The following is a 26,713-nucleotide window of genomic DNA, read 5'->3' on the forward strand; positions in this document are numbered from 1 at the left end:
TGGCATCTGGCTCAGTTCGTTCTCCGGGCTCGTACGAGTTCTCGCGTGCCTCTGCCTGTCCTCGGCCCCCGTGACCAGCCGGACGGTCCCCGTCATCAGCGGGCCCGGGGGTGTGCTCGGTCATGGATCGCCTTCAGCCGCTCGACGGTCACGTGAGTGTAGAGCTGCGTCGAGGCAAGCGTAGCGTGACCAAGCAGTTCCTGAACGCTGCGAAGGTCGGCTCCGCCCTCCAGGAGGTGCGTTGCCGCCGAATGGCGTAGCCCGTGTGGCCCCATATCCGCAGCACCAGGCACCGATCCCACGGCCTCGTGGACCAGGCGGCGCACCGAACGCTGATCCATCCGCCTGCCTCGGATTCCCACGAACAGAGCAGTGCTGCCCGGCGCGGCGAGCTCGGCGCGTCCCGTGTCGAGCCATTCCCGGACCGCGCCGTCAGCCGGCGTCCCGAACGGCACCATCCGCTCCTTGTCACCCTTCCCGAGCACGCGAATCATCCGCCGCGCGAAATCGACGTCCTCGACATCGAGCCCGCACAGCTCCGAAACGCGCACCCCGGTCGCGTACAGCAGCTCGAGCACCGCGTGGTCACGCAGCGCGACCGGATCCCGCTCAGCGGCGCCTGACGCGGACGCACGCATCAGCTCGTCGGCCTGCTCGGGCCGGAGCACCCCCGGCAGCTTCCGGTGCGCCCTCGGCGCCACCAGCCGGGCGCCGGGGTCGGTCGCCAGCGCGCCGCGCCGCTGCGCCCACGTGGTGAACGTGCGCACCGCCGCGGCCCGCCGCGCCAGCGTGGTCCGGCTCGCGCCATCGGACCGCTGCCCGGCCAGCCAAGCACGCAGCACGCCGACGTCGAGCGCGCTGAGCTCGGCCGACTCGTCGCGGTACACGAAACCCAGCAGCGAGACGACATCCCCGACGTAGGCGCGCACGGTGTGCTCGGACAGCCCGCGTTCCAGCCGGAGGTGCCGTTCGTACTCACCGACGAGCTCGCCGGCTGACTCGGGCAACTCCGCACGGACCCGCCGAAGATCGACGCGCTGCGTACTCGAACTGGGCATGACGTTGACGCTGCGCGATCGGCCGCGTGCGGTCAAGGGGGCGCGCCCAGGCCACGGCACAGAAATCGATCGCTCTCGCGACGGCGATCGACCGGTACACCAGCCGGTGGAAGCCCGTTGGCGCCAACGGGGATCCCGAAATGCCTGGCAGCGGGGTTACTCAGGAATCAAGCCGCCTCCAGCCTGCTTCGCCGTGCTCGGCGAAGCCGTCGATTTCGAGCGCGGGCAGCAAAGCGCGGACCCGCGACACCGGAACGCCCGACTCGGCCGCGACGTGCTGGACGGACTTGGCGCGTCGCGGAGCCAGCGCCTCGTGGACGCGCAGCGCGTCAGGCCCGAGCCTGTCCGTCCGGCGCCGAGGGCTGGCTCTCGGCTCACGGTCGGCCGAGAGCTTGCCTACCGTGCCCGCCACGTCGTGGACGGACGTGACCAAGGTGGCGTGCGCGTCGCGGATCAGGTCGTGGCAGCCGATCGACATCGCCGACGTGACCGGGCCGGGTACGGCCATCACCACCTTGCCGAGCGCACCCGCCGTGGCCGCGGTGTTCCGCGCGCCGCTGCGCTGACCGGCTTCGACCACGATGGTGCCTTCGGTCAATGCCGCGATCAGCCGGTTGCGGACGAGGAAGCGGTGCTTGGCGGGCGAAGTGCCCATGGGGTACTCGCTGACCACCACGCCACTTTCGGCGATGCGGTTCAGCAAGCCCTCGTGTCCCGCCGGATAACCCGCGTCCAGCGCGCAGCCCAGCACGGCGACGGTGAACCCTTCCGAGGCCAGCGCGCCCCGGTGCGCGGCGCCGTCGATGCCGTACGCGGCACCCGAGAAGACCGGGAAGCCGGCCGCGGCCAGGCCATAGCCGAGTTCCGACGCGACGTGTTCGCCGTAGCCGGTGGCCGCCCGCGCGCCGACGATCGCGACCGCGTTGTCCGCGGCCTCGTCGAGCGGACGCTCGCCGCGCACCCACAACGCGAGCGGCGGCACCGCTTCACGAACGCCGTTGCCGTGCGCCAGCGTCAACGAGTGCAGCGGCCAGGACGGCCACTCGTCGTCCTCCGGGATCACGAGCCTGGCACCGAGCCGCTGCGCCTCAGCCAGATCCTGCTCGGCCAAGTCGTAGCCCGCACGAGCCGACGTCTCCTGCCAGACCTTCTCCGGGCAGTCCCTGGCGCGGACCCGATCCGCCGCGTCGACCGGGCCGACTTCGCCGACGAACGCGACCAAGCCTGCGGCGGGCGGTTCCGCGACGCGCACCAGGTACGCCCTGGCGAGCCGCTGATCGTCCAAGACGCTCATGCCGCCTGCCTCTCACGGAAGTCCAGCGCGGCGGCCACCTCGTCCTCGTCGGGGCGAGCCGCGCCGGCCAGATCGGCGAGCGTCCACGCGATCCGCAGGCAACGATCCGCGCCGCGAGCGGTGAGCAGGCCTCGGTCCAGACCACGGTCGAGCAACGCCGTCGCCTTGGCGGGCAAGGAGAATTCCCGCCGCAGCACCGGGCCGGGCACTTCCGCGTTGGCCTGCCAGCCATGCTCGGCCCAGCGCGCCGCGGCCCGTCGCCGAGCCTCGACGACCCTGGTCCTGACCACGGCCGTCGACTCGATGTCGGCGACGTCGTGAGCGCTCATCGCCGTCAGCGGACGCAGTTTGGTACGCAGATCCACCCGGTCGAGCAATGGCCCGGACAACCGGCTCAGATACCTGCGCCTGGCCGTCGCGGAACACGAGCAGTCCGTCTCTTTCGGTGGTGCGCAAGGACAAGGGTTGGTCGCCAACACCAATTGGAACCGCGCGGGATAGCGGACCACCCCGCGAACACGGCCGATGCGCACCTCACCGTCCTCCACGATGGTGCGCAGCGATTCGAGCCGATCGGACGGGAATTCGCAGACTTCGTCCAGCAGCAGGATTCCGCGATGGGCCCTGCTGATGGCACCGGGAACGGCCAGTCCGCTACCACCGCCGATGAGCGCGGCGACCGAGATCGAATGGTGCGGCGCGACGAACGGCGGCACCGTCACCAAGGGCGACCCCTCGGTCAGCGAGCCGTCGATCGAATGCACGGCCGTGACTTCGAGCGATTCCTCGTGGGTCAGCGGCGGCAGCAATCCGGGCAGGCGTTTGGCCAGCATGGTCTTGCCGACGCCCGGCGGTCCGGTCATCAGCAGGTGGTGCCCGCCTGCGGCCGCGACCTCGAGCGCCCAGCGTGCTTCGGGCTGGCCGATGACATCTGACAGATCCGGCACGTCGGGAGGCTCGGGCGGAGCCGGTGGCGGCGGCTCGACGAGATCGTTCTCGTCTCGGAGCCACGCCACGAGGTCACGCAGCCGCGCCGCACCCCGGATTTCGAGCCCGTCCACGAGCGCCGCCTCGATCAGCGACTCCACCGGAACCACCGCGCGCTTCATCCCGGCGGCCCTGGCCGCCAGCAGCCCCGGCAGCACGCCACGCACCGGGCGGACCCGGCCGTCCAGCGCCAGCTCGCCGAGCAGCACGCTGCGGACCAGCTTCGTCGACGGGACCACCCCGGAGGCGGCCAGTACCGCCGCGGCTATCCCGAGGTCGTAGCCGGAACCCACTTTCGGCAGGTTCGCGGGCGACAACCCGAGCGTGACCTTGCCGTCCGGCCACGACTGCTTGGAGTTGCGGACGGCCGAACGGACCCTGTCCTTGGCCTCGCGCAACCCGGCGTCCGGCAGGCCGACGAGCTTGACGGCCGGCATCCCGCCGCCGATGTCGGCTTCGATTTCGACGATCCGGCCCTCGATGCCGAGCAGGGCCACGGACCACGCCTTCGCGATGGGCATCTCAAAACGCCCCCTCGATGTGCTTGAGGCGCGGTTGCCCGCCCCGCGGCGCGTGCACGGCGATCACGTCGTACCGGATCGGGGTCCAGTCCATCCGGTGCTCGGCGAGCCACTCGTGGGCGAGCCGCCTGATCCGGTACGCCTTCTCGTCGGTCACCGCCCCCTCGGGCGGCCCGGTACTCGCGCCCGCTCTGGTCTTCACCTCGCAGACCAGCAGCATCGTGCGATCGGTCGCCACGATGTCCAGCTCGCCGGACCGGCTGCGCCAGTTCCGTTCGAGCACGACGAAACCGGAGTTCTCCAGATGCCGCACGGCCAGGTCTTCGCCGAACCTGCCCAGTCGCTGGCGCCGGGTCAGTGTGTTCGTCATCGTCATCCCCTTCGGTCGATCACGGTGGGTACGCGATCAACGCTGCCAGGACGACAGGACGGCACACCAGATCCGTTTCCCGGATCTGTGGATAAGTGGGGCGATGTGGATAACTCGGCCGCTTCAGGCCGCGCCGAGCCGAAAAGTGTCGGTGCTGTGTGCTAGGTCAGCCCGAGAACGGCCCGTCCTCGGGAAGCCGCAGGTCAGGCTTATCGAGCTCCTCGACGTTCACGTCCTTGAACGTGATGACCCGGACATGCTTCACGAAGCGGGCGGGACGGTACATGTCCCATACCCAGGCGTCCGACATCCGCACCTCGAAATAGACCTCGCCACCACCGTCGCGCACCTGCACGTCGACGGCATTGGCCAGGTAGAAGCGCCGTTCGGTCTCCACCACGTACGAGAACTGGCTGACGATGTCGCGGTACTCGCGGTACAGCGACAGCTCCATCTCGGTCTCGTACTTCTCGAGATCCTCTGCGCTCATGAAGTCTGCGCCCCTCCTCGGGATTCAACGGCGAAGCGTTCATTCTTGCCTACCGAGGTATCGGTGGCACTCACCGCCGCACCCATCTCCTTCGAGACTGACTCCAATGCCGCAACGGTCAGCATCACCTGATGCGGAGGAGTATGACCCAAAGCGGCCGCCACCGTCGCGACGTTGGTGTACGACCACCGGTGCACGCGGCTCGGCCCGTGCTTCGCGAGCGCGGCCGTGTGGTCGGCGGTGCTGTAGCCCTTGTGCACGTCGAAGCCGTATTCCGGGTGCTCTTCGTGCAGCCCGGCCATGATCCGGTCCCTGGTCACTTTCGCGAGCACGGACGCGGCCGCGATGCAGGCGACCGCCCGGTCCCCCTTGGTCACCGGCACGCTCGGCGCCGGCAGTCCCGGCACGCGGAACCCGTCGGTGAGCACGTAGCCGGGCGTCTGGCGAAGACCCTGCACCGCACGGCGCATGCCCTCGATGTTCGTCACGTGGATGCCGAGTGCGTCGACTTCGTCGGCGCCGATCACGACGATCGAATAGTCCAGCGCCCTGGCCAGCACCCGGTCGTAGACCCGATCACGGGCGAGCGCGGTGAGCAGCTTGGAGTCGGTGAGCTCGGGCAGCCGGGCGGCGTCGCCGGGCCGGAGCACGCAGGCCGCGACCACGAGCGGCCCGGCGCAGGCGCCGCGTCCCGCCTCGTCGACACCGGCGACGGGGCCGAGGTCACGCCGGTCGAGTGCCGCCTGAAGACCCCAGAAGCCGTCGCCCCTGACCACCGCACGCGGCGGTCGCAGAGGGGCTGACGGCTCCCGGGAAACGCACAGTGTCAACGCTCTAACGCTTTCGCTTGACCGACTTTCGCAGGCCCGCGGCCAGGCGGCGCCCGAAGAACACCACCGGGAAAGCCGCCGCCGTGCCGACACCCAGCGGGATCCCCTGCTGCCACGCCGGCGCGGACAAGGCCGCCGGCTGCGCGGATTCCTGCGGGTCGTGGTCGGTCACGCCGCCCCACCGGGACGGCGGGAGCACGATGATCCGGGCCTTGCCGATCACGTTGTCGAGCGGGATGGTCGCGTTCGGACCGCCGCCGCCCTGGTAACGCGAGTCACCGGAGGCGTTGCGGTTGTCGCCCATCACCCAGAGCCTGCCGGCGGGAACCTTGACCGGCTCGAAGGACGCCTGGGTCTGCTGGCCCGGGTCTTCCCAGTGGATGTACGGCTCGTCGAGCGCCTTGCCGTCCACGATCACCCGGTTGCGGGAGTCGCAGCACTGCACGGTCTGGCCGCCGACGGCGATCACGCGCTTGACGAAGTCACGCTCGTCCGGGGGCGCGAAACCGATCAGCGAACCGAGCCCGCGCAGGCCCTTGACGATGATGTTGCCCGATTCCTGGGACGTGATCTCCGTGTTGTTCCACGATTCCGGGCCCTTGAAGACGATCACGTCGCCGGGGCTCGGGTCGGTGAAGTCGTAGACGACCCTGTCCACCAGCACGCGGTCGCCGAAGCAACCGGTGCACCCGTGCAATGTGGACTCCATCGACCCCGACGGGATCATGAAGACCTTGGCGAGGAACTGCTGGATCAGGATCGTCAGCACGAGTGCGACGACGATCAGGATCGGCAGTTCTTTCCAGAACGAGCGCTTCTTGCTGGTTTTGCCACGCCGGTGAGAAGAGCGGCGTCCGGAAGAGGAAGGCTCCTCTTCCGGACGCTCTGCATCGTCTTCAGCGGCGTTCTGGGGCACGGGTTCCACCACGTCGCCAGGCTACCGTTCTCCGCGTGAAGGCTTAGGAAGCGGAGGTCGTCTCGCGGTTCTCGCGGCGCTCCTTGATCTTGGCCGCCTTGCCGCGCAGGTCGCGGAGGTAGTACAGCTTGGCGCGACGCACGTCACCGCGCTTGTGCACCTCGATCTCGGCGATGTTCGGCGAGTGCACCGGGAAGGTGCGCTCCACTCCGACACCGAACGAGACCTTACGCACGGTGAAGGTCTCGCGGATGCCACCGTTCTGGCGGCGGATCACGACGCCCTGGAAGATCTGGTTCCGCTCACGGTTGCCCTCGATGACGCGGACGTGAACCTTCAGCGTGTCGCCGGGGCGAAAGTCCGGGATGTCGGAACGCAGCGAGTGCGCGTCCAGTGCGTCCAGGGTGTTCATCGGTGGTCCGTCCTCGTCATTTCAGTGTGGCTTGCGTACTTCCGGGCGCGCGCGGATTGAACTGCGCTCGAACCCGGGGGCTGTGGTCGGCGGAAGGCCTGCTCACGCCAACCGGTCAAGTATTACAGATAGCTACCCGACCCCTGCATGGGGCCTACTCCGACGCTTCGCGAAGACTCTCGAGAAGCCGGAGATCGTGTTTGTCGAGACTACCCTCGGGCAGCCGGTCGATCAGCTCGGGGCGGCGCTGGACGGTCCGCTCCAGCGCCTGATCACGGCGCCAGCGCTCGACCAGCGCGTGGTTTCCCGAGCGCAGGACGTCCGGAACGGCCAGCTCACGCCAGACTTCCGGACGGGTGTAACTGGGTCCTTCGAGCAGGCCGTCGGAGAACGAGTCCTGCTCGGCCGACAGCTTGTTGCCGAGCACGCCCGGCAGCAGCCGGACGACGGCCTCGACCATCACCAGCACCGCGGCCTCGCCGCCGACCAGCACGTAGTCGCCGATCGACACCTCGTCGACCGGCATCCGGCGCGCGGCGTCGTCGATCACCCGCTGGTCGATGCCCTCGTAGCGGCCGCAGGCGAACACCAGGTGCTCTTCCGCGGCGAACTCGTGCGCCATCGCCTGGGTGAACGGGCGACCGGCAGGCGTCGGCACGACGAGCCTGGTCTTCTCACCGCAGACCTCGTCGAGCGCGGGGCCCCAGATCTGCGGCTTCATGACCATGCCGGGGCCGCCGCCGTACGGCGCGTCGTCGACGGCGCGGTGCACGTCCTGCGTCCAGTCACGCAGGTCGCGCACGCCGATCTCGATGAGCCCGCGTTCGATCGCCCTGCCGAGCAGCGCGGCCCGGAGCGGGTCGAGGTACTCGGGGAAGATCGTGACGACGTCGATGCGCACTTAGTCCAGCAATCCTTCAGGGGGGTCGAGCACGACCCGGCCACCCGCGATGTCGACGGTCGGGACGATCGCGTGCACGAACGGCACGAGCACCGTCCTGCCGTCGCGATCGAGCGAAAGCAGCTCGCCCGCCGCCGAGTGCAGCACTTCGATGACCTTGCCGACGACGGTGCCGTCGGCCAGCTCGGCCCGAAGACCTTCGAGTTCGTGGTCGTAGAACTCTTCGGGATCCCCGGTCGGCCCGAGGTCCGCCGTGTCCGCGAGCAGCAGCGCGCCCCGCAGGGTCTCCGCCACGTCCCTGGTCACGACCTCCGTGAAACGCACGAGCAGCCGCCCGCTGTGTGAGCGGGCGGCTGCCACGGTGAGTTCACGGTGCGAGCCGTCACGCAGCTTCGTCGTCACGGTCTTACCCGTGGCGAAGCGCTGATCGGGTGAGTCGGTGTGCACGTCGACGGCGAGTTCACCGTTGATGCCGTGCGCCTTCGCGACCCTGCCCACTACGACCTGCACTGTGTTCTGCCCTGTTCTGGTCAGCGGTCGGTGTCGACGACGTCCACGCGGACGCCGCGGCCACCGATGCCGCCCATGACCGTGCGCAGGGCGGTCGCGGTACGACCGCCGCGACCGATCACCTTGCCGAGATCGTCGGGGTGCACGTGCACCTCGAGGGTCCGGCCGCGGCGAGTGGTCAGCAGTTCGACCCTCACCTCGTCCGGGTTGTCGACGATCCCGCGAACGAGGTGTTCGAGTGAGTCGGCGAGGAAGCTCACGCTTCGGCCTTCTCTCCCTCGGCCTTGTCCTCGGTCTTCTTGGGGGCCTTCTTCGACTTCGGCGTGGTGGCCTCGTTCGAAGCGGTGTCACCGGCGGCGGCGAGCGCGGCGTTGAAGAGGTCCTGCTTGGACGGCTTCGGCTCCGCGACCTTCAGCGTGCCCTCGGCGCCCGGGAGGCCCTTGAACTTCTGCCAGTCACCGGTGATCTCGAGGATGCGCTGGACCGGCTCGGTGGGCTGCGCGCCGACCTTCAGCCAGTGCTGCGCCCGCTCGGTGTCGACCTCGATGAAGGAGGGCTCCTCCTTCGGGTGGTACTTGCCGATCGTCTCGATGGCCTTGCCATCACGACGGGTGCGCGCGTCGGCGACGATGATCCGGTAGTACGGCGCACGGATCTTGCCAAGGCGCTGAAGCTTGATCTTGACGGCCACGGGTGTGGGTACTCCTCAGTTCTCTCGCTGCAAGGTCGACGCCCAGCGGTCCGTGTGGGGATACGGATTTGGGCACCAAATGTCAGGAGCTCCGGCGCGGTGAGAGGGTCCGGCCGAGGCAAGCAAGGGAACATTCTGCCAGATGGCCTCAGCGACCTGCGCACCAGGCTAGATCGTGGCGATCCCGAGCGAGGTCAGCAAGATCGCGAGCGCCGGGAGGAAGTTGTTCATCTGGTGCGCGACGACACTGCCGAGCAGCCGCCCGGTCACCAGCCGCGCGAGGCCGATCGGGATGGAGATCACGATCAGCAGCGTGGTGCGCAGCGGCTCGAGGTGACTGGCCGCGAACACCGCCGTCGAGAGCACGAAGGCCGCCGTCCTGCCGACGCGCTCATTGCTCCAGTGCAGGCGTTCGACCGCGCCCCAGAGCAGGCCGCGGTAGATGATCTCCTCGCAGATCGGGCCGAGCAGCCAGAGGTAGAGGAACATCGCGACGGCGGCGGGCACGGACATCTTCTGGTCCTCGACCAGCGCGCTGATGGCCGAGGTGGCGTTGGCGTCGCCGACGATCTGGGTCCACACGTAGGCGCCGATCGAGGTGAGCACCAGGCCGAGCAGGCCGAACTTGAGCCCGGTGCGGACGTCCGCCCAGCGCCAGCCCAGCCGCAGGTCGGCGACCGGGCCGTTGCCCCTGAGCCGGGTGATCAGCAACGCCACCGCGGCCGCTGTCATGGTCGGCGCGGCGGTTCCGATGAGCACGTCACGCACCGGGATCGGCTGGCCGGACGGCACATCACCGAGCAGCACGCCGACGAACGCGGCCGAGGCCAGCAACACCGCCTCGACGAGCAGGAAGGCGCCGAAGCCCCAGCGTGGCGGTCTCGGTGGCTCCTCGTCCATGACCACGGGAGCCGGCTCCTGAGCTGTCACAGCCGATCCTCCGTGGTTTCAGGTTGATGATGAGCCTAGCGCCGCTGTGCGTGTCCGGTCAGTTACCGCCGAGCAGCAAAAGCGCCGGCGGAAGATTGTTGGCGGCATGCGCGACGACGCTCGCGCTGACGTTGCCGGTGAAATAGCGGGCGAGGCCGATCACGATGCCTTGGGCGAACAAGGCGACCGTGCGCGTCGGCTCACCGTGCAGATGCGCGAAGACGATCGCGGTCAGCACCAGTGTCACCCATTGCGGGATCTTGTAGCGGTCGAGCGCCGACCAAAGCGCACCGCGCACGAGCAGCTCTTCGGTGAGCGGAGCGGCCAGCACGACGATCAGCGCGGCCAGCACCAGCCAGAGCCGGGAGCCGCCCATCTCGCTTGAGAAGTCGGTAAGCGGATTCTCGGAAGCTCGCTCGGTGCCATAGACCGCGATCAGCACCAGGTTTGCCAGATACCCGGCCAGCAGTGCGAAACCACCGCAGGCCAGGCCGACCTTGACGTCTCGGAGACTCACTGCCCCGAAGTCCTTGACCAACCCGAGGCCCCAGAGCTTCGACCCGATCAGCGGACCGAGTCCCAGCAACAGGTTCGGCACGAACGCGACCAGCAGCAACGGGCCGACGTCGTGCAGTTCGAGCTGATCGAATCCGCCGAAGTGCCCCGAGAAGAAGACCGCGATCAGCAGGTTGGCGAGGTGATAGCCGCCGATGCCGATGAAGAAGGCGAGGAAGCCCCAGTGGGCGCCGAGCACGAGTCCGGCACGGACGTCCTGTTCTGGCTCCCGGTCCACCACACTCCTACGCTAGGTCACCGGGCCGTGGCGCGCTGCGTCAGGTGCCACATACGACGCCACGCAAGATGATGTGCGTCGGATGCCGGAGAACACCGAGGTCTTCGCGCGGATCGGTGGCGTACACCAGCAGGTCGGCGTGGGCGCCGTCAACGATCCCCTGGTACCCGAGCCACTCGCGCGCGGCCCACGAAGCCGAACCCAGCGCCTGCTCACGTGTCATGCCGGCGCGGTGCAGCGCCTCGATCTCGTCGACGAGACGCCCGTGCGCGACCATCCCGCCCGCATCGCTGCCCGCGTAGACGGCGACGCCCGCCTCGACGGCGGCGGCGACCATCTCCCCCACGCCCGCGTGGAGCGCGCGCATGTGGTCGGCGTAGGTCGGGAACCGCGTGGCCTTGTCGGCGATACCGGGGAAGTTGTCGATGTTGATCAGCGTCGGCACGAGCGCGACGTTGTTCTTCGCCATGCCGTCGAGCTGGTCGGCCGACAGGCCCGTGCCGTGTTCGAGGCAGTCGATCCCGGCCTTGAGCAACCCGTCGAGCGCGTGCTCGCCGAACACGTGCGCGGTGACCTTGGCGCCGGCGTCGTGCGCGACCTTGACGGCCTCGGCGAGGACGTCGTCCGGCCACAGCGGCGCGAGGTCCCCCACGCTCCGGTCGATCCAGTCACCGACGAGCTTGACCCAGCCGTCGCCGTTCTTCGCCTGCTCCGCGACGGCCGCGGGCAGCTGCCCGGGGTCGTCGAGCTCGATGCCGAAGCCGGGGATGTAACGCTTGACCAGCGCGAGATGCTGACCGGCCCGGATGATCCGCGGCAGGTCACCCCGCGCTTGAAGCGGCCGCACGTCGAGCGGCAGCCCGCAGTCGCGGATCAGCAGCGTGCCGGCGTCGCGGTCGGTCTTGGCCTGCTCGGCCGCCTCCTCCAGCGAGGTCGCGCCGGTCGCACTGAGCCCGGGGTGACAATGCGCGTCGACCAGGCCGGGCACCAGGAAACCTTCGATGGTCTCGGCGCCGGGCACCGGCTCACTGGTGATCCGGCCGCCGGTGATCCACAGGTCGCGCCGCTCATCGTCCGGCAGCACGACCCCGCGCAGGTGCAGTGCGGTCATTTCTGCGGCGGCAGCTTGAACTTCGACGGGTCGAAGCCCGGCACATCGTTCATCCCGCCACCGAGCGAGCCCAGGTCAGGCATCCCGCCGGGCGGCATCGCACCCGGCGGCAGCATCGGCATGCCACCGGGGAACCCGCCGCGCATCTTGGGCTGCGTCGGGCCACGCCCGCCTTTTTTGCCCTTCTTGCCCTTGCGGCTCTTGCTCCCGCCACCACCGCCGAACCCGAACCGGCCCGCCATCTGCGCCATCATCTTGCGCGCCTCGTAGAACCGGTTGACCAGGTCGTTCACCTCACGCACGGCCACCCCGGAGCCGTTCGCGATCCGCAGCCGCCGCGACCCGTTGATGATCTTCGGGTCCGCCCGTTCGGCGGGGGTCATGCCCCGGATGATCGCCTGCAGCCGGTCGAGGTGCTTGTCATCGACCTGCGCGAGCTGGTCCTTCATCTGGCCCGCGCCCGGCAGCATGCCGAGCAGGTTGCCGATCGGCCCCATCTTGCGGACCGCGAGCATCTGCTCCAGGAAGTCTTCGAGGGTCAGCTGACCGCTGGTCAGCTTCTCAGCGGCCTTCTGCGCCTGGTCCTGGTCGAACGCCTGCTCGGCCTGCTCGATGAGTGAGAGGACGTCACCCATGCCGAGGATCCGGCTGGCCATCCGGTCGGGGTGGAAGATGTCGAAGTCTTCGAGCTTCTCACCGTTCGAGGCGAAAAGGATCGGCTGCCCGGTGACCTGCCGGACGGAGAGCGCGGCACCACCGCGAGCGTCACCATCGAGCTTGGTCAGCACGACGCCGGTAAAGCCGACACCGTCTCGGAAGGCCTCAGCGGTGTTGACCGCGTCCTGACCGATCATCGCGTCGACGACGAACAGGATCTCGTCAGGCGTGACAGCGTCGCGGATGTCCGCGGCCTGCTTCATAAGCTCTTCGTCGACACCGAGACGGCCAGCGGTGTCGACGAGCACGATGTCGTGCTGAGCGTGCTTGGCCTCTTCGATCGCCCGGCGCGCTACGTCGACAGGGTCGCCTACGCCGTTGCCAGGCTCCGGCGCAAATGTCGTGACGCCCGCGCGCTCACCGACGACCTGCAGCTGCGTGACGGCGTTAGGACGCTGAAGGTCACACGCTACGAGCAGAGGAGCGTGTCCCTGCTTCTTAAGGTGCATGGCCAGCTTGCCGGCGAGCGTCGTCTTACCAGCACCCTGGAGACCGGCGAGCATGATGACGGTCGGCGGGTTCTTGGCAAGGTTCAGCCGCCGCGTCTCACCACCGAGAATGGTGACGAGCTCTTCGTTGACGATCTTGATGACCTGCTGAGCCGGGTTGAGCGCCGCAGAGACCTCAGCACCCTTCGCCCGCTCCTTCACCTTCGCGATGAATTCCTTCACCACGGCCAGCGCGACATCGGCCTCGAGCAGCGCGATCCGGATCTCGCGCGCGGTCGCGTCGATGTCCGCGTCGGACAGCTTGCCCTTGCGCGTCAGTGTCTGCAGCGCAGAAGTGAGCCGATCGGAGAGGGTGTCGAACACGAGGTCTGCTCCAGCTGAGTCGTCGGTGCTTAGCCCCGAGGGTAGTCGCATACGGGTTCCGAGGCCGCACGCTCCCCACGCGCGACCTCGGAACCCTTGCGGATGGCCCACCCCTCGAAGGCCAATCGCCGGGGAGTTCGCCAGACCCCCGGTACCGGGCGATCCCGCCTTGCGATGGGTTCGATCTTGTACTGGGTGGCGGCGTTACGGGAGCGTGATGTCCCCTGGTTGGTTGTGCGTAGATCTACTCAGGTTCTTGTGAAGGCTCTCGTGGAGCTGCTCGCTGGCCTCGCGCGTGTCAGCCCATGCCTCGCTGAAGTGGACTACTTGCTTGGCCTCGGCCAGCGTGGATCCCTCGCTGAGCGCACGGATGCAGTCGACCTGCGAGAAGCCATTGGCGCGCAGCATCGCGAGCTTGGATTCGATGTCGTCGATTTCGCGAGCGTCTCGCAGGATCCGCTCGTAGTCCTCTTCACCGATCATCGGCCCTGCGGAGTCCTCTCGTTCGCGCGCTTTGCGGCCTGGGATGCCGCTTTGGCCTTGTCAGCGGCGAGAAGGCTGTTGCGGAGCGACGCAAGGAGGGCATCAACGCCCGCTTCTTGGACGCCCTCGGTCGGCTGGACCAGGTCGCTGCCCTCGATCTTGGCCTGGATGAGCGTCTCAAGGGCCTCGCGATAGCCGTCGGCGTAGTCGCGCGGCTCGAAGTCGCTGGCGAGCTCGTCGATGAGCGCGACCGCGGCCCTGACCTCGCCGCGGGTGACGGTGATGTCCTCGTACTGGAACGGGAAGTCGGGCGTGCGGATCTCGTCGGGCCAGAGCATGGTGTCGAGCAGGAGCGTCTGGTCGTACACCCGGAGCGCGCCGAGCGTCTCCTTCTGGCGGAGCGCGACCCTGACGATGCCGACCTTGCCGGACTCCTTGAGCGCCTCGACGAGCAGGACGTAGGGCTTGGTGCCCTGCGGCTCGGGTTCGAGGTAGTAGCTCTTGGTGAAGTAGATCGGGTCGATCTGGTCGAGCGGCACGAACGAACGGATCTCGATGGTCTCGGCGTTGGGCAGCGGGAGGCTCGCGAAGTCGTCCTCGGTGAGCATGACGATGTCGCCGCCGGGGACCTGGTAGCCCTTGGCGATGTCTTCGAGCGGGACCTCTTCGTTGTCGAGCTCGCACACCTTGCGGAACTTGATCCGGCCGCCGTCGGTCTTGTGGACCTGGTTGAGCGGGACGCTGTTCTCCTCGGTGGCGCCGTAAACCCTCACGGGGATGGCGAATGCCCCGTAGCCGATCGTTCCCCTCCACACCGCTCGCATGAACCCAGTTTAGCTCAGGTGTTCGAATCTGGGCTGCTACAAACGGGTGTTGGACGAGACGCTCGCGATCACACTTTCGAAAGACGGACCGGCTTCGGCCAGGGCTTCACCCGAGTAGTGGACAGCCTCCGCGGCTGCTCGGAGGACCTCGGCGAGGACTTCGACCTCGACGGCGGGAGCTTCGGACAGCGCGGTCGTCTTGGCGGCGTCCATGCGGACGGCGAGTCCACCGAGGGCCCTGGAGATCGCTCGCTGGGCTTCGAGGACCTGGTCGATGACTTTGGCGACGTCCTCGGGGTTGCCGAAGTCTTGGGGCGACTCGGCGCATTTGGCCAGCTCAGCGGCACTAGCAGCCAGATGGGTTGAGACCACGATGGCCGGCAAGACGGGGTCGCTCGCGCTTGACACCCGCATCACCGCCTAAGCCCAACTGACCAGTCCGGCATAGCGTGCCAGGCGCGGACTGCAGGTTTGCGGCGACACTCCGAACCAGTCGAAGACCTGCACGCTCAGCCGAGGTCACCCTACCGAGCACGGCGACGCCGACTTTCCGCGGCGGGCGGAGCCGAACTGGCCGTCGCGGATTCAAGTCCAGACAGCCCACACTCGCCAAACTTCAACCTGAAACACCGTCCGCCTTCACTGCGACACCACGGACGACCATGGCGCCATCACATATGAAAACACTGAACAAGTGCAAACCCCGACCGATCACTCCAGGCAGTCACAGTCATGACCACCCAACCGACCCGCCGTCTCACCAACATCGCCAGCCCGACAATTAAATCAGATGCCATCGACATCTACACGACAGTCCGAACAATCGCCGAAGCAACTACCTTAGGCCCCTCCCTGACAAGGATGATAGCACCTGGACGCAACCAATCGCGGGCAAGATCCGGAACCAAGAAGTCTATCTTGTAAAGACCTTCTTCGCCACTTGAAGCCCTTTCTAGAAGGATACTTAAAACTGTCGGGGAAGTCGCCGGCCCCATGTCGCCAGAACCACATTCCACAACCGCCGTCGCGGCATAGACACGCGCCGTTGGCGGTCCGGAATGACGACCACCTTCGCTCTCTGAACGCCAAGTAACGAAAGCGTATGCCATCGGATCCTTGATTTCGTCTATCACGGCCACACCCTGATTCCATCCATACTTTTGTTGATCGCTTCAAGTTGACCAGAGTTTGCATAGAAGCCCGGCCCAACACCATCAAGCTTACTCGACTCAAAATGAAGTTGCTCGGCGAGCTCTCGCGGTATTCGAGTCTCAATTGTAATTCCCTGACCTTTATTCAGCAGCTTTCCCCAGGTATCAGCGTGTGCCCCAGTTGTGGCAAACCATTTTCCTTCCATCTGCCCGGCTCCAATGACAAATTTTCCACTATCGGCGATTGAATTGAACTCTCGGGCGTCGATGTTCCGAAAAATTTGGACCATTTCACTCCCGGTGACACCAGCTCCTGCAGCCGCTGCCGCCCGGCCGCCGAGCCCCTCGGCTGGCGCGCCACCCTTAACCTTCCAGCCCCCAACGCCTATAGCCACTAGTGCGAGAGCCGACGCCACGTCAATGGTTGCATTGAGGAAGCCAGACTGCTCAGCATCCCTTGTGCATTCAGCAAAATTGTCGACACAGTAGAGTCCGGCAAGCTGCTTCGCGCCAGCAACGTCATCATCATGTTCAAGCAGGTACCAATACGCCTTTTGGCAAGCAATGCGCCCAAAGCAGACAGTGGAGTGACGCCCTAATTCGCCGACTTCAGCAAGCCAATAATGATCCCGCCCCGCCCCAGCCGAAGTCTGCATAAAGAAATTGAACCAGTCCAGCAACTGGACTTTATCCATTGTCACAGGGGTATGCGAAGCGACAAACTTGGAGCGTGAACACGCACTATTGCAACTGCTTCCACGACTACCAGAATTGCCAGTGAACCCGTTTATCCCCTTACGACTGCTCCACCATGCTCGATTCTCGTTGTACTGCGGATCAGCCATCGCTATCGGTGAACCACACAGGATTCCATCCGGCCCGCACCCGCCACCCATACCCAATCCAGACGGGTCACTAAAACTGATCGGCGAGTTACCTGAATATGAATAGCCATTCATGGACTGCGGATCATTTGTGTCCAATTGCGGATCGACCGAGATAAATCTACCCATTAGCGGGTCGTAGTCACGGGCCCCAAGATGAGTAAGCCCCACAGGGTTCTGGTAACCACCGAGATACCCATGTTTGTCCGGCCAGGCTGGCGACACTGAGCCGCGGGGCACGCCGAACGGATCTTGCCAACGCTTCTTCACGCCGAGGTCGGCAGCGTCCACCGTCGCATAGGTGGTGCCTTGATGATCGCTAAGTGTCCAGCACAGTCCCCTGGCCGCATTCCGCTCGGCGATCGATTGGCCATTGTAGCCATAGAACCTCGTTCCCACTGCACGTGTCGCGCCTGCGGCCACGAACAACTCCAGGTCGCCGACAAAGAGAGTCACTCCGGTGGCATCACGGGCAATCATCCGCTTGCCATCCGGGTCGTAGACGTAAGTACTCGTCTTTTCGTCAACATCCTTAACGGTCGATGCTCGACCTTCAGCGTCGTACAGGAAGGTCTGGTTTGAGCCCGCCAACCCCTTGGTCTTGGTGTTTCCGGCCTCGTCGTAGGAGTAGTCAGCGACCCTCGTTCCGCCGGGTCCGGTTGTCGTCACCGACCGGACCGCGTGAGGCAATGCTTGCCCGAACTCGGGATAGATCGACGTCGACGTCGTATCACCATCTTTACCGTGCTGAATTTGTGCACGCCGGTTGCCTGTGACATCGAAGATCCACGATGTCCAGTAAGGTGCCGCCCCGCCGAGCTCATTTGACTTAGGCGCCGCGGTGCAGTCACCCGACTCAGGAGTCCAGGCATCGGTGAGTCGCTGAACGTAATCGTGGCGATAACATTGAGTGTCGGCAGTAGCGCCCTGCGGCATATCCGCGAGCTTCGCGATCTCGCCAGCCTGATCATAAGTGAGAGTCCTGTTGGCAACTTCAAAGTTCGAAGCAGTCGCACGCTGCGCGAGCGTGCTATGCAGACGGTTGGTACCATCCTCGTATGTATTGGTGACCGATATTTGCTTGGGGTTCTCCGGATCCTGAAAGTTAGTACGAAGAACCTGCCCGAAAGCATTGTACTTTGTTAGCGAGACAAAGTTCGTATTGCCAGAATCTGACGCTGAATGCAAACCTACTGGATTACCGAGCTTTCCATAATCAACTGAGATCTCCTCGCCTGGAAGACCACCTTTTGCAGGACTACTCGTCGCAGCAATAGCGCCAGTGAGAGGGTCATAGCGAGTACTGAAACTGTACGTGCCACCCAGGCCAGTCTCTGCCATCGGGATGGTGACCTTTGAACCTGTTGGACGTCCAGCATCGTCATAGCCCGTCACAGCATTGACATACGATCGACCGTCGACGTACCGAGTGGACCCGGCCGGAAGTCCCGGCCTCACCGAGTCATACGTCCACTGGGCGAGCTTCGTTCCGGATATGGATCCCTCATACATCCCCGTCTTACGGCTCAGATTGTCGTAAGAATAAGCCACGGTCTTCTGTCGCGCGTCAGTCGTTGTGGCGAGCCGACCAATTTCGTCATAGGTGAATGCCGCACGACCGGTGTCCGGATCAATGGACGTAGTTTTGCGGTCGTGCAGGTCGTAGCCAAATGTCCACTTGTTCTTGCCGGTGGCATCGACTATAGACGCGACCTGACCTGATGGCGTGTATGTATAAGCGGTTACATCGGCGTCCGCACCCAGGTCAGTCCGGCCGCGGTCCTTGTACTGCAGCAGCTGAACCTTCTGCCCTAAACCATTACTGACCACCGTGTTGGCGATACCGCCTTCTGGCGGAATCGTCGTGACGCGATCACCGTCGTACTTCGTAGTCGTTCGCCATTGTTCTGTGCCACTTAGCACAAAAGCGGATGAAATACTCCGACCCGCACTGTCATAGTGAACTACAGTTGAACTCGGCACAGCGTTGTGCTGCACCACCAGCAGGGTGTCACTCGAAACCGCGTCGCCGTTCCAGTAGGAATTATGAGTTATCGAGCCGCGCCCATGCGAATCGAAGTAGGTGTCTGTGACCACACGGCCACCCTTGTCATACGGCGTTGGGACCTGAGTCTGGACAGTCCGCCCCAACCCGTCAACAATCGCAAACGTCGCCGCATAAGTCCGATCACTCAACAATGTCTTCGTTGTCAGTGAATTTATGCCTGCACTACTGGTATTGTAGACGTAGCTGACGTCCTGAGGGGCGCCGAGCGCTTTGTTGTGACCAGGTTTCCAAACATCGGTCAGCCTGCCGAGCGCATCATACTTTGCATCAGTTCGTAGGCCACTCTTGTCGATCTCAGCGACAAGAGCGCCCGAAATTGCATCAAAGACCTTGGTAGTAGTGAATATTGTCGAATCGATGTTGCTCACCGGCGGGGTCGTCGTCGCAGTCTCCGTGACTGGGCCACCGGTCGCCGGAGTAAAATTAGTAGTCGACTTCAAGCCACGACTGTCAGTTGTCGAGGTAACCCGCCCATATTCGTCGAACTCAGTTGTACTGGCGGGTGCCTGGAAGGCTTCCACGCCCCCCACCGGCCATTTGTCGAGGGCATCGAGCCTAGTTACATCACCGATCGTCGGAGGTTTGCCGAATGCCTGCTTGTCGAAGTAGGACCGGCCGTCGGAAATGATGTTCGTGGCGCTGGGTGGATTGGACTTGGCGCATGTACCCGCGAACTTCTGCACTCTGTTGGAGAGGTTCAGGATCCAAGCATCGGTGTTGGCCACGTAGTTGGTCGTTGTGCACGTCGCTTGCGACGGATCCTCGATGTCTCCATCGTCTTCCGTCTTGGTGACCAGGCCATAGTCGCCGAAGGTCGTGATCTTACGGGTGGTTCGCCACTTGCTACTGGCCGCAAGCCAGGTTCGTGTTCTAGTGACACCTGTGCCTGAGTAAAACGACTCGACACCGTCCGCGTCGGTGGCGGTCGGTTCCGAATGCCACGGATCGTTCAGCGTGTCGGTGATGACCTTGCCGTCAAGGTAAGCCAGTGTTTCCCGTGCGAAGCCCTGGTGCTGCTTCCCATCGACGATGTCCTCGCCCCAATAGCTGGGCACGGAGACTTCGCGGGAGCCGTCATTGGGCAGCGTATCGCCGTCCATCCCCCGCAGGTACCGCGTCTCGGTGACTACCGGCGGTCCGGACGGATCACTGCCCGCCTGCCCCTTTGTGGTCTTGACGATTCCATACCCTCGCCACTGCGACCAAGTCCGGTACTTGGCCTCGGTGAACGGATTGTCGTCATGGTGCCAAGCAGCACCACCCACATACTCATAGCGAGTCAAGACCGGCTGTGAAAGCGGCGTCTTCCCATCTTCGATGACGGCCCTGACCGGAAACTTGTTGAACCAGTCGAGTACCGGATCCTTGGCGCCACCCGGCGACCAGTAGATGGGGTAGCAAGCCATCGTGTTCGACTCGGGGTTGGCAGGCATGTTCGTACCCGCCACGCACTCAGGCTCCGCATAATCCACCGAGACCACGCCGCCTTGTGAGTTGATCACGGCGTCGATCCTGTTGCGGGTCAGTGCGGTGTACTGACTTTGTGTGTCAACCCGATTGGCTTTCGGCTTCGCATGAAAAGTTGTGGGCGGCAAGATGATCGAGCCACCTGCCTTGCCGGTCTGGGTGATCGAATCGAGCCACAATGCTGTGTCGTCCCCACTACCGGCCTTGGGGAACGCCTGACCGAGCGCCCATTCGTTTACGGTGTTCCAACCATCGCGGCCATCGGTGACCTGCGTTGTGATGGTGGTGTATCGCTTCCGCGAGAAGAAACTGGGCGACCCGATGAGGCACTTCGCGTCCTTTTCGCAGATCTGGTCCGCAGGCACATCCGGCCAGAATTTCGCGTTGTCCTTGTTCAGCTGTCCGGGGTCACAGTTGAATGCATCCGTGGGCAGACAGCGTTCCTCGGTGTCGAAGAGCACCTGCATGGGAGCGTGCGAAAAGACATCGTCAATCCGGGTGTTGAAGCCGTATTCGATCCGGCGCAGGGCACCACCGCGGATGTACTCCGTGCTCGACTTCGCGTCGAGATTCCGAGCGTAGTAGTTCGTTTCGGGTTCGTAGTAGTAGGTAAGTGCGTTACCGTGGGTATCGACCACGTAGTCGAGGTTCCAGCGCCACGCTTGCTGGCACCACGAGTCCGCGTACGCGGTCTTGTTGCACGGCTCCCCGCTGTTGTTGCCGAACACCGGCTCGGTCCAGGTCGAGCGGGTTTCGTTGTTACCCTCCGCCCAGCCAGGCAAGTGGTTAAGCCCGAAGAAATACTGGGTCCCGTCGGTCGTGGTGACCTTCCAGTACTCTCCATCCTTCGCCCCGTTGGCGGCACCGGTCAGCCTCTCGACCTTCGAGCCGTCGTCACCTTTGGGATGCCAGCTGCCGCCCTCTTTGTTGTCGTCCTTGTCCTTGACCAGCGGTCCGTTCGAGCCGCTGAAGGAAATGGTCGCGTTGTCACTGAACCAGCACAGGTCGCCTTTCGCGAGCTGACCATTGTTGCCGCCGAGGTCTTGGCTGCACGCCTTATACGTCCGCTCGATATAACCACCACCCGTGAGACTCCAGCCGTCACCGATGCCAGATGCCTGATTATTCGTGGCGGAGGTTAGGCCGTCTACCGCACCGGAGGCGTAATTCAGCGCGACTGTTGGAGCTTTGCCGCCCAGTCCTGAGGGAACCCCGATCGGGTAGCTGTAGGTGAAATCACCACCCGAACCGCCGGAACTCCAAGTTCCCGCAGGCTTCAAGTCCGTCGCTCTGAAGTCTCCGCCACCACCCGTGGCATCGCCCTCGGCAGCGATGAGCATTGGCGACGAAGCGGACCGGGAATTGGCTGCCGGCTGGGGGAACGCCAGCTCACCGAGCAAGTGACGGGTGTTGGCGTTGTTGGTGAAGTCGACAGGTGTCGAAGTACGGCATTCCGGCTTGTCCGGGCTTGTCACCAAGCATGCCGGGTACTGCACGAACCGAAGCCGCTGTCCAAAAGTGCCGCCGAAGGCGCTAGCGAAGCCTCGGTAGTCCAGATCGACCGAGATCGGTCCGCCGGTGTCACCGTTCACCGGGGTGATCTGTAGGAGCGTGCCGCGTACCCCTACCTTTTCCGCCACGCTGTGATCGATCGTCTCGACCTTGATGCGCCCGGCTCCGTGCTGAGTAGGACTGACCTTGGAGGTCTTCGCATCACTGCCGTGACCACGAGTCACGGAGACGGGTAGTTTCGGCTCAGGAGCCGCAGCGGCGACCTTGCCTCCGGCCGCGACGGGTTGCAGATCCACTTCGGCGCTGGCAGGTGCTGGCCACTGAACGACCGGTGTCGGCGCAGCGGCAGGCTTGCCGACAAGCGCCTTCGACGCGACAGCCGAGACGCCAGGCACCGACTTGGACTCTTGAAGCGCGGGCAAGTCCCAGCCGAGACCATGCCAGCCGCGAGCCTGAGTCGGCATAGCCACTGCTTGTTGCGCAGACCCAAGCAGCATCAACGCAGCCGATGCTGCTACTACCTTTACCCACCGACTAGGTCGGAGATACACACGCCGCGCACCCATCAAACCCCACCCTTGCGCTTAGAAGCAGTACACATCGAAAGAACTAGTGCCGGACGTCGTACAGTGCGCCGGGGTCGTCAGCCCGCTTGTCGCCGAAGAGATCGATCGTCCGGCGGACGCCCGCGTAGACGCGGACGCCCGCGGCATCGCCGTACCACTGGTCGGACCGGTTGCCGCCCCAGGTTCCGCGGCCGATGAAGACGCTGTTCGCGTTGTTGCGGCCGATCGCCGTGGCGTCGGCGGTGTGGATGCGGAGGTTCTGTGCGACTCCGTTGACGAACAACGTGACCGTCGCAGTCCCGGCATCGTACGTTGCCGCGAGGTGCGTCCAGGTGTTGTTCGTGACGTCGGCGTCGCTGTAGATGAACCAGTCGCCGTCCGAGCCGGTGGACGACATCAGCACGCTCCACTTGCCGTGCTTGTTGCCGTCCTCGTCGACCCACGGGCGGTAGCCGATCAGGAACGGGGACGCGTTCTGGTCGTCGACGCTGAATACCGCGCGAGCGGCTGGGTCGACTTCACCTTCGGCTGTCACGTCGGCCGGAGTCCAGGCGTGGTTTACCCAGGCTTCCACTGTGAACGACTTGTCCGTGCGGAAGTTCGCGGGTCGCACCTCGGAAACCTGACCTGACCACGACTTGTCGAAGCGGGCCGCGCAGCCGATCGGCTTGCCTGCGCCGTCGACCTCGGTGACCTGGGAAACGCCGCCGGCGGCGACGCCGGACGTCTGGCTGACGGAGTCGTAGTAGGCGATGCCGTTGATCGCGGCGATCTGGTCGTCCGTCAACGCTCGCTGCCAAGCTTGGACCTGGTCGATCGTGCCCTTGAAGAACACCTGGTTGCCGAGCATCGACCCGACCGTGAGACCACCGGTCGCGTACCAAGCCGAGGTGACCGGCACCCTGGACTCGAGTTTGCCGTTCACGTACAGCTTCGCCTGCATGCTGGGCTGGTCGAAAACCGCGGTGAGCTGGGTCCAGACGCCGGCTTGCGGAATTGTTTTGCTGGCCGCCCATCGGTAGTCCGCAGGGTTCTGGTCCGCTGCGGACATGCCGAAGATCCATCGGTTGCCATCCGGGGAGTACCTGAGCTGGAAGGCACCTTCGTGGGCGCCGCCCTGTGCCAGGACTCCGTAGTAGCCGTTGAGGTCGTCAGGTTTCACCCAAGCGGACACGGTGAACGAGTTCGAGGTGTCGACGACCGGATCCACGGTCTTTCCCGAGCCGGTGGAGCCGTCGAAGTGCACTGCTCCTCCGGCGTGACCGGGCGCCCACGCCGCACCACCGGTAAAAGTGAAGTTGTTCGCGGAGTCGCTGAAGTCCTTGCCGGTTACCCCGGTGGCTTCGTCGAGGGCCCAGTTTCCCTGGAGACCGGATGCCTTGGAGTTGGTCGAGGTCAACGCCGCCGTGCAACCACCTGCGAGACCATAGGTCGACAGGAGGACCGAGCTGTTCGCGAGGTTGTGGACCTCCTCCGACGAGAGGACACGCTGCCAGGCTTGGGCGTCATCCAGCTGGCCGCGGAAGATGTCGGCGCGGCTGCCGTTCCACTTGGCCGCACCGATGACGAACGGTCCGGTCGAGGCCCAGCCAGTCGCGAGCGCGGTCTTTTGCTTCACTCCGTTGACGTACAGCGTGAGCGTGCGGCTCACGCTGTCGTACGTGCCGACGAGATGTGTCCACACGCCCACCTGAGGCGGTGAGAAGGACTCGGCCCTGATGATGGTGGCGTTGGCGGTGTCGGAACCGAGCATGGTCAGCGACCATGCGTTGGCGTCTTTGGAATACTTGAGCGACGCCGCGCTTCCCTTCACGCCGTCCTGCGAAATGAGGGTGTGCGAGTTGTTGAGGTCGGCGATCTTGGCCCACCCGGCCAGGGTGAACGACTTCGTAGTGTCGAGCAGCCCACTGGTCGTGGTGCCGTAACCGGTACCGTCGGTTGAGAACGCCCCCTTCGTGTCGGCGCTGTATCCGGCGACGTCGGGGTGGGTCCACGAATTGCCGTGGTTGTAACCCGCGACCCACGACACCTGCCCGTTGGCGGCCAACGGATGCGGTGCCAACGCCGAGTTCTCAGGAGTGCTGTTCGCCGTGTCGGCGAAGCCGTCCTCGAAGGCCCACGCACCGACGAGATTCTTGGCGGGGGTCAACGGCAACACGTGGTAGGAGCAGCTCGGTCCGTCGAAGACGTTGTTGGCGCCGGACGTCACGCAGGCAGCGTTCGGGCCTGGCGTTCCTGCCTTGTTGACCGCGCGGACCTTGATCAGGTTCTGGTTGCCGTTGACCGCGACCGAGCTGAAGTTGGCCGTTGCCACCGGCTTGCCGCCGGCATTGGTGCCCTTGACGGCGGCGAGACTTGGTGAGCCCTGGGTCTGAGGTTCAGAACCGTCTGTGGTGTAAACGAACCGATCGATGTCGTAGAAGCCAGCCGTGGCCATCTCCACTGTGATGCTGAACGACGCCGTATCGCCCTGATTCGCCGGCGCCACACCGGTCATCGCCACCGAAGGTGCCTTCGGAACCGCGGTGTCGACGTAAAACTCACAGTTGCCGGTCCAGTCCGACCACAGCTCCTTGTCCGTGACTTGCATCGACCAGTTGTAGATTCCGTCCTTGGTGATCCACCCGTCCGGCACTGCCGCCAGCTGCGCGCTTGCTTCCACCCCAGGTCCGGGTGTGCCGACTTCGACGAGATTGGCGCTGTTGTCGTGCGGCGTGCCGGGTTTTGCGGCGGTGCCTGGTGACACGGCGAACTTGGCGTAGAGCACTCCACCGTCCGGATCGGACACCTGGCCTGCCAATTGCGGGTTGCGGGTGAATATCCATGGCCGCTGCGCGCCGCTGACGCACGGCAGTTGACCGTGCTGCTCGGTCAGCTGCTCCGGAGGGTTGGGTGTCGAGTTGTATTTCACCTGGAGGTAGGGATTCAGATCGAACCGTCGCCAGGTGCGGGTGTTCCGCGGGCTGTCAGCGGAACCGGCCAGGGCGAAGGTGATGTTCACCCAGCCACCGTCAGCAGCCTGCCGCACTGCGCTTGTGGCTGCGAACTGCCCCGAAACATTGGAAGCGTCGTGGCAGTTCGGCACGTTCACAGAACTGATGTAAGACACCCAGGCGGGCTGGTTACGCCAGGTGATTGAGGCATCGAAAGGATTCGCCAGCCAAAGGTCGGTGTCGAGTGTGCTGCATTCCTGGGTGTGGATGATCGTCGTGTTCAGTGAAGCCTCTTTGACGACCGTGCCGATGATCTCCGAAGTGTCCATCTGGATGTACGTGGCAGAGGTACCGGCGTCGTCTTCGGTTTCGTACCCGGCCTTCAAGTCTGACAGCGCGCCAGTCGTCGCGTTGTAGTTGTGGGCGTCCTTGTGACCATCCTGTACGACGGCGTGCGCTTGCTTGCTGCAGGTGGTGCACCAGTTGTCCGGGTCAAGTTCGACCGGGTATTGCGTTGCCGGGTCACTCAGGAACGCCTGGTCGGGTGCGATGGTCACCTTGTCGGACGCGAGTTCCACGCCCATCACGGCTTCGCGCCGCGGCCCCACCGCCGAGGAGTCCCACATTCGAGTTGCGTCGCCGTTGAACAGCACCGCCCCTTGTTCGTCCTTGACTTCGATTCCGTCAGGTGCCACGTCGCCTGGCTTGCCGCCACGACCTTGTCCCTTGGCGAGGCCCACCGATGTGTTCTTCTTGTGGAGACCGAAGGGCACCTTTGCGAGTCGCGGGTTCTTCGCCGCCTCGCGGGTCTTGACGACGAGAGTTTCGGTGTAGCCCTCGACGCTCGCCTTGATCTTCAGGTCAACGCCGGGCAACACGTCGGGGTAGGTCGCGATCGGGCCGGACAGGACGGGCGCCGGGAGATCTTCCGTCCACTTGAGACCGATTTCCCGTCCCTTGTCACCCGCTTTGACGATCGGTGTGGCAGCCGAGCCTCGTCCACCTGGATTCAGTGTCAGGTCAACCTTCGTGGCTTTCGGGCCGACACTGCCGTCGGGCCGTTTCACCAGGGTGGGATCGACCGGAGTCCAGTCCGCGCCCTGCTTGACGCGCACCGGGTGGACATACTGCGTTTTCGTCCACGAGCCGTCCGGGTTCGCGAATGTCTGCGATGTTTCCGTCGTTTTCGAGGTCAGCAGGACCTTTTTGTTGCCCTGACGTGCCCATTTGGCTGCCGTGACCTGGTCAGCGGCAGCATCTGGAACGGTCATTGGCGCCGCGACAGCGGGTATTGTGACCGGCAGCACGATTGCACCGATCAGTGCGACAACCAGAACCAGGGCGCGCGAGCGCGCAGCAACCAACCCCATGAAACTCCCCCTCGCCCGAAGCAACCAGCAAAAAGCCAGGCCCCCGACGAACCCGGACAGAGAATTTCAAACCTAACGAAGATTTAATATAGGCCGAAAGCATTAATCAGCA

General features: G+C 64.8%; 21 protein-coding genes. All 21 read right to left on the bottom strand.

The features are described from left to right. Positions 1 to 95: 95 nt before the first annotated feature. The 21 genes from AB5J62_RS30510 to AB5J62_RS30610 all read right to left on the bottom strand — a co-directional run bounded on the left by AB5J62_RS30510 (position 96) and on the right by AB5J62_RS30610 (position 26,502). Positions 96 to 1,058 (bottom strand): tyrosine recombinase XerC, encoded by a 963-nt coding sequence (locus AB5J62_RS30510; RefSeq protein WP_370943417.1) that lies wholly within the window; start codon positions 1,056 to 1,058, stop codon positions 96 to 98. 160 nt (positions 1,059 to 1,218) lie between these two features. After that, positions 1,219 to 2,352: a DNA-processing protein DprA gene (dprA, locus tag AB5J62_RS30515; RefSeq protein WP_370943418.1), complete on the bottom strand. Its 1,134-nt coding sequence runs from the start codon at positions 2,350 to 2,352 to the stop codon at positions 1,219 to 1,221. After that, a complete protein-coding gene (locus tag AB5J62_RS30520) occupies positions 2,349 to 3,860 on the bottom strand; it encodes a YifB family Mg chelatase-like AAA ATPase (protein WP_370943419.1) in 1,512 nt (503 codons plus the stop codon). Before AB5J62_RS30520 ends, dprA begins: the two co-directional genes overlap by 4 nt. A 1-nt stretch (position 3,861) precedes the next feature. After that, positions 3,862 to 4,230 carry a YraN family protein gene (locus AB5J62_RS30525; protein ID WP_370943420.1) on the bottom strand — a complete coding sequence of 123 codons (369 nt, stop codon included), beginning with the start codon at positions 4,228 to 4,230 and terminating at the stop codon, positions 3,862 to 3,864. 166 nt (positions 4,231 to 4,396) lie between these two features. Next, entirely contained in the window at positions 4,397 to 4,720 is a 324-nt protein-coding gene (locus AB5J62_RS30530) for a DUF2469 domain-containing protein (RefSeq protein WP_091297407.1), read from the bottom strand. Further along, complete coding sequence (locus AB5J62_RS30535) at positions 4,717 to 5,496, bottom strand: ribonuclease HII (protein WP_370943421.1); 780 nt, start codon at positions 5,494 to 5,496, stop codon at positions 4,717 to 4,719. The genes AB5J62_RS30530 and AB5J62_RS30535 overlap by 4 nt, the downstream gene beginning before the upstream one ends. Before the next feature lie 58 nt (positions 5,497 to 5,554). Further along, positions 5,555 to 6,478, bottom strand: a complete 924-nt coding sequence (gene lepB / locus AB5J62_RS30540; protein WP_370943422.1) for a signal peptidase I — start codon at positions 6,476 to 6,478, stop codon at positions 5,555 to 5,557. Positions 6,479 to 6,509: 31 nt separating this feature from the next. Beyond that, a complete protein-coding gene (rplS, locus tag AB5J62_RS30545) occupies positions 6,510 to 6,878 on the bottom strand; it encodes a 50S ribosomal protein L19 (RefSeq protein ID WP_370943423.1) in 369 nt (122 codons plus the stop codon). A 154-nt stretch (positions 6,879 to 7,032) separates the two neighbouring features. Next, positions 7,033 to 7,779 (bottom strand): tRNA (guanosine(37)-N1)-methyltransferase TrmD, encoded by a 747-nt coding sequence (trmD, locus tag AB5J62_RS30550; protein ID WP_370943424.1) that lies wholly within the window; start codon positions 7,777 to 7,779, stop codon positions 7,033 to 7,035. Further along, positions 7,780 to 8,289 carry a ribosome maturation factor RimM gene (gene rimM / locus AB5J62_RS30555; protein WP_370943425.1) on the bottom strand — a complete coding sequence of 170 codons (510 nt, stop codon included), beginning with the start codon at positions 8,287 to 8,289 and terminating at the stop codon, positions 7,780 to 7,782. It abuts the gene before it with no gap. Between the two features lie 20 nt (positions 8,290 to 8,309). After that, on the bottom strand, positions 8,310 to 8,549 hold the full coding sequence (locus AB5J62_RS30560; protein ID WP_003103110.1) for an RNA-binding protein: 240 nt from the start codon (positions 8,547 to 8,549) through the stop codon (positions 8,310 to 8,312). Then, positions 8,546 to 8,980 carry a 30S ribosomal protein S16 gene (gene rpsP / locus AB5J62_RS30565; protein ID WP_091297391.1) on the bottom strand — a complete coding sequence of 145 codons (435 nt, stop codon included), beginning with the start codon at positions 8,978 to 8,980 and terminating at the stop codon, positions 8,546 to 8,548. Before rpsP ends, AB5J62_RS30560 begins: the two co-directional genes overlap by 4 nt. A 168-nt stretch (positions 8,981 to 9,148) precedes the next feature. Then, on the bottom strand, positions 9,149 to 9,880 hold the full coding sequence (locus AB5J62_RS30570; protein ID WP_370950385.1) for a lysostaphin resistance A-like protein: 732 nt from the start codon (positions 9,878 to 9,880) through the stop codon (positions 9,149 to 9,151). Positions 9,881 to 9,968: 88 nt separating this feature from the next. Continuing rightward, entirely contained in the window at positions 9,969 to 10,703 is a 735-nt protein-coding gene (locus tag AB5J62_RS30575) for a lysostaphin resistance A-like protein (protein ID WP_370943426.1), read from the bottom strand. A 40-nt stretch (positions 10,704 to 10,743) separates the two neighbouring features. After that, positions 10,744 to 11,814, bottom strand: a complete 1,071-nt coding sequence (locus tag AB5J62_RS30580; protein WP_370943427.1) for an amidohydrolase family protein — start codon at positions 11,812 to 11,814, stop codon at positions 10,744 to 10,746. Further along, on the bottom strand, positions 11,811 to 13,343 hold the full coding sequence (ffh, locus tag AB5J62_RS30585) for a signal recognition particle protein (RefSeq protein WP_370943428.1): 1,533 nt from the start codon (positions 13,341 to 13,343) through the stop codon (positions 11,811 to 11,813). Before ffh ends, AB5J62_RS30580 begins: the two co-directional genes overlap by 4 nt. Before the next feature lie 204 nt (positions 13,344 to 13,547). Further along, positions 13,548 to 13,826 carry a hypothetical protein gene (locus tag AB5J62_RS30590; RefSeq protein ID WP_370943429.1) on the bottom strand — a complete coding sequence of 93 codons (279 nt, stop codon included), beginning with the start codon at positions 13,824 to 13,826 and terminating at the stop codon, positions 13,548 to 13,550. Continuing rightward, on the bottom strand, positions 13,823 to 14,650 hold the full coding sequence (locus tag AB5J62_RS30595; RefSeq protein WP_370943430.1) for a Ku protein: 828 nt from the start codon (positions 14,648 to 14,650) through the stop codon (positions 13,823 to 13,825). The genes AB5J62_RS30590 and AB5J62_RS30595 overlap by 4 nt, the downstream gene beginning before the upstream one ends. Before the next feature lie 36 nt (positions 14,651 to 14,686). After that, positions 14,687 to 15,058 carry a hypothetical protein gene (locus tag AB5J62_RS30600; RefSeq protein ID WP_370943431.1) on the bottom strand — a complete coding sequence of 124 codons (372 nt, stop codon included), beginning with the start codon at positions 15,056 to 15,058 and terminating at the stop codon, positions 14,687 to 14,689. Positions 15,059 to 15,779: 721 nt separating this feature from the next. Then, a complete protein-coding gene (locus tag AB5J62_RS30605; RefSeq protein ID WP_370943432.1) occupies positions 15,780 to 22,196 on the bottom strand; it encodes an RHS repeat-associated core domain-containing protein in 6,417 nt (2,138 codons plus the stop codon). Positions 22,197 to 22,341: 145 nt separating this feature from the next. Continuing rightward, positions 22,342 to 26,502: a LamG-like jellyroll fold domain-containing protein gene (locus AB5J62_RS30610; protein ID WP_370943433.1), complete on the bottom strand. Its 4,161-nt coding sequence runs from the start codon at positions 26,500 to 26,502 to the stop codon at positions 22,342 to 22,344. Positions 26,503 to 26,713: the final 211 nt, after the last annotated feature.

Origin of the sequence: Amycolatopsis sp. cg5, assembly GCF_041346955.1 — a bacterium.
Taxonomy (GTDB): domain Bacteria; phylum Actinomycetota; class Actinomycetes; order Mycobacteriales; family Pseudonocardiaceae; genus Amycolatopsis.

Bases quoted from the DNA above. Each gene is read 5' to 3' on its own strand.
- AB5J62_RS30530 (WP_091297407.1), bottom strand. From the start codon at position 4,720: ATGAGCGCAGAGGATCTCGAGAAGTACGAGACCGAGATGGAGCTGTCG.
- AB5J62_RS30605 (WP_370943432.1), bottom strand. From the start codon at position 22,196: ATGCCGACTCAGGCTCGCGGCTGGCATGGTCTCGGCTGGGACTTGCCC.
- AB5J62_RS30595 (WP_370943430.1), bottom strand. From the start codon at position 14,650: ATGCGAGCGGTGTGGAGGGGAACGATCGGCTACGGGGCATTCGCCATC.
- AB5J62_RS30520 (WP_370943419.1), bottom strand. From the start codon at position 3,860: ATGCCCATCGCGAAGGCGTGGTCCGTGGCCCTGCTCGGCATCGAGGGC.
- AB5J62_RS30510 (WP_370943417.1), bottom strand. From the start codon at position 1,058: ATGCCCAGTTCGAGTACGCAGCGCGTCGATCTTCGGCGGGTCCGTGCG.
- AB5J62_RS30590 (WP_370943429.1), bottom strand. From the start codon at position 13,826: ATGATCGGTGAAGAGGACTACGAGCGGATCCTGCGAGACGCTCGCGAA.
- AB5J62_RS30610 (WP_370943433.1), bottom strand. From the start codon at position 26,502: ATGACCGTTCCAGATGCTGCCGCTGACCAGGTCACGGCAGCCAAATGG.
- rplS (WP_370943423.1), bottom strand. From the start codon at position 6,878: ATGAACACCCTGGACGCACTGGACGCGCACTCGCTGCGTTCCGACATC.
- AB5J62_RS30580 (WP_370943427.1), bottom strand. From the start codon at position 11,814: ATGACCGCACTGCACCTGCGCGGGGTCGTGCTGCCGGACGATGAGCGG.
- dprA (WP_370943418.1), bottom strand. From the start codon at position 2,352: ATGAGCGTCTTGGACGATCAGCGGCTCGCCAGGGCGTACCTGGTGCGC.
- AB5J62_RS30570 (WP_370950385.1), bottom strand. From the start codon at position 9,880: ATGGACGAGGAGCCACCGAGACCGCCACGCTGGGGCTTCGGCGCCTTC.
- AB5J62_RS30525 (WP_370943420.1), bottom strand. From the start codon at position 4,230: ATGACGAACACACTGACCCGGCGCCAGCGACTGGGCAGGTTCGGCGAA.